Consider the following 8,679-nt stretch of genomic DNA (forward strand, 5'->3'; position numbering starts at 1 on the left):
GTATATGACCTTCGGACAAGTACTAAATACATTGCTGAGTATCATCAATGCCGGCGCGACGCTCGTGATTATCTCACTTGGTTTGGCGGTCATGTTCGGAATGATGGGTGTTATCAACTTTGCCCATGGTGAATTCCTGATGCTCGGGGCCTTCGTCACTTTGACACTGGCCAAGGCGGGGGCCCCTCTTCCCGTCGCCATGGTGGTCGGATCGCTGTCGGTGGGTGTATTTGGTGTCATCGTCGAACGGGTCCTAATCAGGCGGTTCTACAGCCGGCTGGAGTCGACCATGCTGGTCACCTTCGGCCTTAGCCTGATCATGGTGCAAGCCGCAGTCTTTATCTGGGGTACTCGCACGCTTGGTATTCCGACACCTCTTGGAAAGTTCGACCTCGGCGGCTTCACGATTGCGACGTACCGCTTAGTGTTGATTGCCGGCGCGCTCTCGTTGCTGCTGATCACTTGGTTCGTCTTCACAAGGACACGTCTTGGATTGATGGCCAGGGCTGCCACTGCAGACCCAGGAATGGCCGCCGGCCTGGGCATCAATTCGCAACGCGTCAACATGTACACGTTTGGTTTCGGGTCCACGCTGGCCGGTGCCGGTGGCGCCCTCCTGGCACCGGTTGTCGCTGTGACACCCAATATGGGTGCGGTTTATATTCCGCAGGCGTTCATGACTGTGGTTGTCGGAGGTCAAGGTGTGGTCACCGGCACGGCTGGGTCGGCTGGCCTTCTTGGCATGGTCTTGCACCTGGTCTCCGAAGCGGTCGGTCCGGTCCTGGGCGTGACTGCCTTGCTGGTGACCGCGATCGTGATCCTTCGCGTGCTACCCACTGGGATTTCTGGAAAGTTGGGGAAGGATCTGTGACGGACGACATGGCCACTACCATTACCAATACCACTAGCCGCGTGTGGTTGCGGGTGCGCGAAAGCAATAGGTCGGTCAGGCTGCTCGGGTCCCCGCGTGCGCGCGCCCCGCTGACCGCCGTCGGCGTCTTAGTTGCCGTGGTTGCTGCCTCGCAGTCCGCCGCCGAATTCCAGTTGCAGCAATGGACCACTTGGCTATCTTTTTGCGTCTTGGCGATGAGCTTGATCTGGGTGTGGGGGCACGCTGGAATCTTCAGCTTCGCCCAGGCAGCATTCTTCGGTGTGGGCGCATACGCCTACGGGGCGGCCGGGATCAACCTGTACCCCAAGACCCATGAGACGCTCACCGCCATTGGCCTCGCGGCGCTCGTCGCTTCGGTGCTGGCGGTAACGGTAGGCTATTTCCTGTTCTACGGCGAGGTGTCGGGAATTTATGTTGCCATTCTGACGCTTGCTGTTAGCTTGATCTTCTATACGCTGGTTTCGGGCCTCAGCGATCCCAAGTACAGGATCGGGGCCGCGGCCATTGGTGGCTTCAACGGCATGGTTGGCATCCCGCCCGTCAGTCTCCCCGGCTTGGAACCTTTGTCGGTGCGCGGCCTCTTCCAGTTCACCGCCGTCTCGACGGCGTTAGTCGCGGCGGCATTGACAGTCCTGCGCCGGTCGACCTACGGGCGAATCGTCAGGGCGATTGCACAGAATCCGACGCGCGTCCGCCTACTTGGATATGACGTTCGTCGCTACAACTTAATCACATTCGTCATCGGAGGCTCCATCGCAGGCTTCGCTGGTGCCTTGTATGCCTCTTGGGGTGCGTTCGTTGATCCGTCGGTTTTCGGCCTCAGCACGGCGACCGCGCTCGTGATATGGGTGTTGGTCGGCGGGAAGACGTCGATCGTCGGTGCCTGTCTCGGCGTTTTTGTCGTCGAGCAGTTGACGACTGCTATCACCCAAACGGGAAGCACCGTCACCCCCCTGGTGCTGGGTGTTGTACTGATTGTCGTCGTCTTGGTCATCCCGTCGGGTGTCGTGCCGACGGTCGCCGGCCTCCTGCAACGGTGGAGGGCTGATCCGACTAGAGCGGAGGAGCGCTCAAGTCCCATCGGGGCGGCCGCGTTGGTCACAGGCCTGGTCGCGGAGCGCACTGGCAAGACCGTGGCCGTGCAGGCGCTGGTCAAGGAATTCGGAGGTGTCCGCGCCGTCAACAACCTTGACCTGTCCTTCGGAGGTGACGGCATTCGTGTGCTGCTGGGACCCAACGGCGCGGGCAAGAGCACCTTGTTCAATGTGCTGGTAGGCAACCTTCGACCGTCGAGTGGTCGAATCCTTCTCGACGGGAACGACGTTTCCCGGAAGCGCCCAGATGCCCGAGCGCGAAATGGCATGGCAATCAAGCTCCAGGTGACGAGCTTGTTTCCAGACCTGACGCTTCGGGAGAACGTTTGGCTCGCGGCATATGGCAGTTGGCGAAACCCGTCGCGGGCGGATGCTATCGCCGACCAGGTGACCGACTGGCTTGGCTACAGTCGAGACGACGCCCGCCGACTCTCAGCTGGGGCGATTGCGCACGGCAAACAGCAGTGGCTTGACATCGGCATGGCCCTCGCAACGCGTCCTTCGGTGCTCCTTCTCGACGAGCCGGCAGCCGGCATGGGCCGGGAAGAGTCGACCAGAGTGGCTGAGCTGATCCGGGAGCTCGCCTCGCAAATCTCGGTCATCGTGGTTGAACACGACATGCAGTTCGTTGAAGAGCTCAGGGCCCCCCTGTCAGTTCTCCACCGGGGTGCCCTTCTCGCCGAAGGTTCGCTGGCGGAGATACGTGAGAACGACGAAGTACTGGACGTCTACCTAGGGCGGGATGCAAGTGCTACGCATTGATCAGGTGCGCGCCGGCTACGGCAAAACCATGGTGGTGGACGACCTTTCAATGACCGTCGGCCCTGGGGAACTCGTTGGGCTCATGGGGCGCAATGGTGCGGGCAAGACCACCACACTACGAACAATCATTGGTGAGATACCTGCCCGCCTCGGCGCTATTCACCTCGACGGCTCGAATGTCACCCGCCTGGCCGTGCATCAACGCATTCACCGTGGCATGGCATACGTCCCCCAAGGGCGGCACATTTTCCGGACCCTGAGCGTCCGGGACAACATCCGCGTCGCGGCTCACGGCGCGGGACTCAACGGCTGGAGGGACGCGGTGGAACAAGCGTTTGAGGAGTTCCCCATACTGCGTCAGAAAGCGACCCAGCCAGGCGGGCAGCTAAGCGGGGGGCAGCAGCAGCTTCTCGCCATAGCCAGAGCTCTAGTTGCGTCCCCTACGTTGCTACTTCTTGACGAACCCTCTGAAGGCCTCCAGCCCTCAACCATCCATCAGATAGGACAGGTCATAAGTGATCTTTCCGCGAGCAGAGGTATTGCTATCCTGCTGGTCGAGCAAAACCTTGATTTTGCAACCGACCTCGTCTCCCGGGTGTGCATCATGGAGCACGGGCGGATCGCCCTGTCGGATACGGCTGAGGCCATCAAGGGCTCCGCCGATGTCCAGCACGAGTACTTGGGTCTCTGAGCACTAGGTGAGGATTGAGCCATGAATCAATCGTCACTGCTCGGAAAGTTCTCGGGCCGCTGGCTGAGTGCGCTAAGTCTAGGTATGCGGGCACGGTCTGGTTGAGGGCCGTGCCGAGAAGCGAAGTTTAAGCTCTATGTATTTTGCAGATGTTCGCGTCCGTTACCGGCGAAGCCGGAACGGCCTCATGGCAAGGAGCTCGGAATGCAGGTCGAACGGCCCAATCGTGAAGCCTTGGCGCGAATCGCCCGTGAGGCCAGGCTGGCTGTCGACGATACGGAATTACTGACCTATCACGAGGCGATGGACGGGCTCATGTCCTCCTGGGACGAGGTTCAGCGTCTATACGCTGCCTCCGTCGTTGCGACCCCGAACCGGGCATGGGCCTGGCCCGAAAGGGCGAAGAACGCCCTTGGTGCCTGGTACGTGCGAACCGAGATCGGTTGGGCCGTCGATGGCCCGTTGTCGGGATACCGGGTCGCAATCAAGGATAACGTCAGCGTGGCCGGCGTGCCGATGACCAACGGTTCTCTGACAATGGAAGGCTTCATGCCTACTGAGGACGCGACGGTCGTCAGCCGACTGCTCGCCGCGGGCGCGACCATTGTGGGCAAGTCAACCTGCGAGGACCTGTGCTTCTCGGGGGCCTCGCATACGAGCAAGCCGCATCAGGTGCATAACCCCTGGAGCCCCGCACACTCGGCGGGTGGCTCGTCCAGCGGTAGCGCGGCACTGGTCGCGACGGGCGAGGTCGATATTGCCGTCGGGGGCGATCAGGGTGGTTCCGTGCGGGGGCCAGCCGCGAACTGTGGCATTGTCGGCCACAAGCCTACTTTCGGGCTAGTGCCCTACACGGGAGCCTTCCCGATCGAGCAGACGCTCGACCATCTGGGGCCGATGTGCAGCAACGTACGCGACGCAGCCCTCATGCTAACGGTGATGGCCGGAGTGGACGAGCTCGATCCGCGTCAGCCGACGTCGATCGAGGCGGTCGACTACGTGGGTGAGCTTGGCCGCTCGGCGTTGGGACTCCGGATAGGCGTACTGCGCGAGGGTTTCACGCTCCCCAACATCGACCGACGCGTGGCCGACCTAGTGCGCGACGCGATCAACAGGCTCAAGCTTTCGGGTATGGCCTCAAATGACGTATCGGTTCCGTGGCACGAGCACGCGCCTGCCATCTGGGACGTGATCTCCGTCGAGGGCGGCTACTGGCAGATGCTCGAAGGCAACGCCTACGGACGCAACTGGAAAGGCTTCTACGACCCAGAGCTGATCCAGCACTTCGGCTATCAGTGGCGCCACGATCCAGGCCGCCTTTCGCCCACAGTGAAACTTGTCGCCATGGCAGGCAAGCACGTCCTCGCGACTGAACACGGTCGCCACTACGCCATGGCTCGTCGGCTCGAGCGCATGCTCTCCAACGCCTACGACGCCGCCCTTGATGAGCACGATGTGCTAATCATGCCCACAGGACCGCATCTGCCGGCTGTACTGCCACCGCAGAACGCGCCCGTTGCGGATGTCTTGAACGTCGCCCTCACGATGCTGGCCAATACCTTGCCGTTTAACCTGACAGGACACCCGGCCTGCTCCGTACCGGTTGGCCAGATCGATGGTCTCCCGGTGGGCATGATGATCGTGGGCAAGCGATTCGATGACGCCACCGTGCTGCGCGTGGCACACGCGTTCGAGACCGCCGTGGGCGGGTTCCCACGACCGGACCACGCCGCGGATTTCAGCGGGTGACCCGTCTCCCTGCGGCAGATTCATCACTTGCAGTGGAGCGGCCCTGGCGGTCGATCAAGGACGCGGCGCACCGGAAAAGGGCTTCACTTGCATCGGTCAACGCGGTCCCGGTTCGAGCCGATCCCCCATCGCAGCGAACCGTTTCACTAGAGACTGTGCGGTAAGGCTGACCCGGCGGACCCGACCGACTGCCTTCGGTATAACCAGCCAGTAACTACGGCACACGGTCACATCAGAATGGAGCACGGGTATCAGGCGAGGATCAAGGTCGGCGAGGTAGCAGGGCAGTAGCCCTATGCCGGCGCCTGCAACGACGGCTTGGTGTTGAGCAAAAAGGCTGCTGCTACGAAAGGCGAACTGGGGCTCGCCAACTATCTCTTCAAAAAACCTCAGCTCAGGAAGGCCCACCAGCGATTCGATGTACCAAACCATCCAATGCCCATCTAACTGCTCGGGCGTATGGACTGGAGGGTGACGGCCGAGATRGTCGGAAGAGGCGTATAGGCGCAAGGAGTAGTCGACTAGTTTCTGAGAAATAACCATGTCGGAGTCAGGTCGATGAATCGTGATGGCGATGTCGAACTCGCCCGTCCGGAAAGATAGAACCTGGGACGTCGTCACGACCTCGAACCCAACGCGCGGTACTCGCTGCTGCAGGTCAACGAGGATCGAGGGAAGGAGGAAGGCGCCTACCCCCTCGTTGGCCAAGATTCGCACAGTGCCGCGGATCTGAGCATCCGATCCGGATGCGTCGGCCTGCGCGCGTTGGGCTAGCTCCTCGATCTCCGTGGCGTGTGGCAGGAGTCGAGCACCCGCCTCGGCTAGTGTCCAGCCAGCCGGCGTCTTCTCGAATAGTCGCACGCCTAACGCCTTCTCGAGACCGCGGACGCGGCGTGACACTGTGCTGTGCTCAACTCCGAGCCGTTCGGCCGCCGTCACCAGACGCCCATGCCTGGCCACGGCGAGGAAGTACTTGAGGTCGTCCAGGTCGAGTTGAGGGGTGTGCACGTTTGCACACTAACAGTGCGGATGTGCCTCTGGACTGTGCATGGCTTAACACCGAGGGTACTTCTATGGTCCCGCTGAAGCGGCCGCCATCACCCGACCTGGAAGACCGGACATGATTAAGATCGTCCTCATTGGACTCGGCAATATGGGAGCGCCAATGGCGGCGAGCCTTTCAGGGGCTGGCTACGACGTCACGGGTGTCGACGTTTCACCTGCAGCGCGACAGACAGCATCCGATCTTGGCGTTGAGGTCGTCGAGGACCCGGCCAACGCGATTGCCAGGGCCGACGTCGTTATCACAATGCTGCCCAACGGAGCTCTCGTGAAAGAGGTGCTTCTTGGACCCGGTGGTGTCCTGACGCATCTCTCCCCCGGCGGTCTAGTCGTGGACAGCTCCACGATCGACGTCGCCACTACGAAAAGGCTCCACGACGACGTCACGGCGAAGGGCTACACATTCGTTGATGCGCCGGTGTCGGGCGGTGTAGCGAAGGCACGAGCCGGCACGCTCACCTTTATGGTGGGCGGGACCGTGCAGGCGTTTCTGAAGGCAGAACCTGTGCTGTCACGGATGGGTGCGAAGATCATCCATGCCGGAGGAGCCGGTGCGGGCCAGGCGGCGAAGGTCTGCAACAACATGCTCTTCTCGGGCGCAATGATTGCGACATGTGAGGCGTTCCTCCTCGGTGAGAAACTTGGGCTCCAGCATCACAAGCTCTTCGAGGTTTTGTCGTCCTCGTCCGGCGACACGTGGGCCCTTCAGAATTTCACCCCGCTCCCGGGCCTAGTGCCTGGGTCTGCGGCCGACGAGGGCTATTCCGCACGCTTCGCCGCTGCGTTGATGAGCAAGGACCTGCGCCTTGCCCTTGGAGCTGCAGCGGAAGTCGGTCTAAATCTCCCGGTCTCTGAGGTCGCCAACGAACTTTACGCCGAATACGCAGCGGAAGAAGGCCACCTCGACACCTCGGGCATCATCCGCCAGCTTCGCCGTCGTAACCGTTGAGTACACCTCGGCCCACTGGCTCGCCCGCTAGAGCCTAGCCCGACCTCTCCAGCAGACCTCCCGCCTACATTGTCTCGGCTGAGTACGACCCCGTCGCAGACCGTGGAGATTCCTACGCCAAGCGCCTTCACGAAGCAGGAGTACCAGCCCGATCCGACAAGAGGACAAGCATTGTCGACCGTCAACACCGGAAGCACGCTGAACGCCAACGGTGCACCTCGGCCGGGCGGGCACCCCTTCAACCTGTCCACGACATGGCTGTAGATAATAGGCCGAGGCCCGCGACGCTTGTGGACTTAGCTCGTGCGGCGAACCTGTCCATTGCAACTGTGAGCCGCGCCATGCGGGACCACCCCGCAGTTAGGGAAGCAACCCGAGAGCATGTGCGATCCCTTGCCGAAGGCATCGGCTACCGAGCAAGTGTGAGCGCGAGGGCGCTGCGCACAGGGAGGCACGACACGCTGTGCTTGGTCGTGCCGAACCTCGATCGCGGCAGCGAATCTTTGGCCATCGCCGCCGCGGCCGAGGCTGCGAGGCTTGGTCTCGGACTAATTTTGGCGCCGTTGCCAGCCGACGAGCCTTTCTGCGGATCGGCGTACGGCGAGCATCTGGAGAAGTTCTTCGGGCGATCGTCAGGATTGCCAGTGGACGGCTTCATCGTCGTTACCGCATCAGGAGACGCCTGGGCACCTACGGCCGATAAGCCCGTTGTGGTCGTCGGCAGCACCCGGCACGAGTTCGCACGCCACGCCGTAGTGCGAAACAACGAAGCCGATGCACGACTCGCCACGCAACATCTAATCGACCAAGGTCGCCGAAATATCGTGGCTCTACTGACCGGTAGACCCACGCCTCTTGAGGGGGCACGTGTCGCGGGGTACAGGCAATCGATGGCCGAGCACGACCTTGTTGCGCGCGTGTGCATTTCCCCAGAAGAGGGTGGCGCCTCCGCCTACTCGAAAAGCGTGGAAGCCATGGCAAAGGCGGCCGAGCCCTTCGACGCCCTCATCGGAGTTGGCGAGTCCACCACATTCCCCGCACTGCGGTCGTTGCACCGCCTCCGGCTTCGCGTTCCGGAAGACGTGGCCATCGTGGGCTTCGAGCCCTCCTTGGCCGCACTAGCGACGGATCCGCCACTTACGACGATCGAAGAACCGTCCCGCGAACTGGCTTGGCGTGCTATTGACGGGGTGCTTCGGCTCATCAAAGGCGAGACGCCGCCTTCGGATTGCGACCGCATAGTCGGTCGCCTCGTCGAGCGGTCATCAACGTGATGACCTGCTCGCCTACCGCAGATAACCGGGGCCTTGACATCATCGTGAATCAACATCGCCACCAATGAGTGTCGCTCCCTCGCAGGCGCTCAGACTCGATCGGCATGTCCGCTCATCGGCTACTTGTTTCATTGACGTCATGACCGGGATCTTGACGAGGCTCGGTCTAGGCGTTGGGGGTTGTCGCTCTTATTTCGGCTGCTCAC

Annotated in this window: 7 protein-coding genes and 1 pseudogene; 7 read left to right on the forward strand and 1 reads right to left on the reverse strand. The window is 61.7% G+C overall.

Annotation, left to right across the window (positions count from 1 at the left end; translation table 11 throughout):
- The first annotated feature begins 4 nt into the window (after positions 1 to 4).
- The 4 genes from AC1DX8_RS10930 (at position 5) to AC1DX8_RS10945 (ending at position 5,188) form a co-directional block, all read left to right on the forward strand.
- Positions 5 to 871 (forward strand): ABC transporter permease subunit, encoded by an 867-nt coding sequence (locus tag AC1DX8_RS10930; RefSeq protein ID WP_477629953.1) that lies wholly within the window; start codon positions 5 to 7, stop codon positions 869 to 871.
- Complete coding sequence (locus AC1DX8_RS10935) at positions 868 to 2,748, forward strand: branched-chain amino acid ABC transporter ATP-binding protein/permease (RefSeq protein WP_477629954.1); 1,881 nt, start codon at positions 868 to 870, stop codon at positions 2,746 to 2,748. Before AC1DX8_RS10930 ends, AC1DX8_RS10935 begins: the two co-directional genes overlap by 4 nt.
- 4 nt (positions 2,749 to 2,752) lie before the next feature.
- Complete coding sequence (locus AC1DX8_RS10940) at positions 2,753 to 3,439, forward strand: ABC transporter ATP-binding protein (RefSeq protein ID WP_477629955.1); 687 nt, start codon at positions 2,753 to 2,755, stop codon at positions 3,437 to 3,439.
- 204 nt (positions 3,440 to 3,643) lie between these two features.
- The gene (locus AC1DX8_RS10945) at positions 3,644 to 5,188 is read left to right on the forward strand and encodes an amidase (protein ID WP_477629956.1); all 1,545 of its coding nucleotides are present in this window, start codon (positions 3,644 to 3,646) and stop codon (positions 5,186 to 5,188) included.
- Between the two features lie 96 nt (positions 5,189 to 5,284).
- Here the strand turns inward: AC1DX8_RS10945 and AC1DX8_RS10950 are convergent, their stop codons facing one another.
- A complete protein-coding gene (locus tag AC1DX8_RS10950; protein WP_477629957.1) occupies positions 5,285 to 6,196 on the reverse strand; it encodes a LysR family transcriptional regulator in 912 nt (303 codons plus the stop codon).
- Positions 6,197 to 6,308: 112 nt separating this feature from the next.
- Here AC1DX8_RS10950 and mmsB point away from each other — a divergent pair, with 112 nt between their 5' ends.
- The 3 genes and pseudogenes from mmsB (at position 6,309) to AC1DX8_RS10965 (ending at position 8,473) form a co-directional block, all read left to right on the forward strand.
- Positions 6,309 to 7,199: a 3-hydroxyisobutyrate dehydrogenase gene (mmsB, locus tag AC1DX8_RS10955; RefSeq protein ID WP_477629958.1), complete on the forward strand. Its 891-nt coding sequence runs from the start codon at positions 6,309 to 6,311 to the stop codon at positions 7,197 to 7,199.
- A 53-nt stretch (positions 7,200 to 7,252) separates the two neighbouring features.
- Positions 7,253 to 7,603 (forward strand): annotated as a pseudogene (locus tag AC1DX8_RS10960) (LacI family DNA-binding transcriptional regulator); the annotation flags it as partial.
- A gap of 69 nt (positions 7,604 to 7,672) precedes the next feature.
- Entirely contained in the window at positions 7,673 to 8,473 is an 801-nt protein-coding gene (locus AC1DX8_RS10965) for a substrate-binding domain-containing protein (protein ID WP_477629959.1), read from the forward strand.
- Positions 8,474 to 8,679: the final 206 nt, after the last annotated feature.

Source organism: Pedococcus sp. P2_A3 (assembly GCF_056405035.1).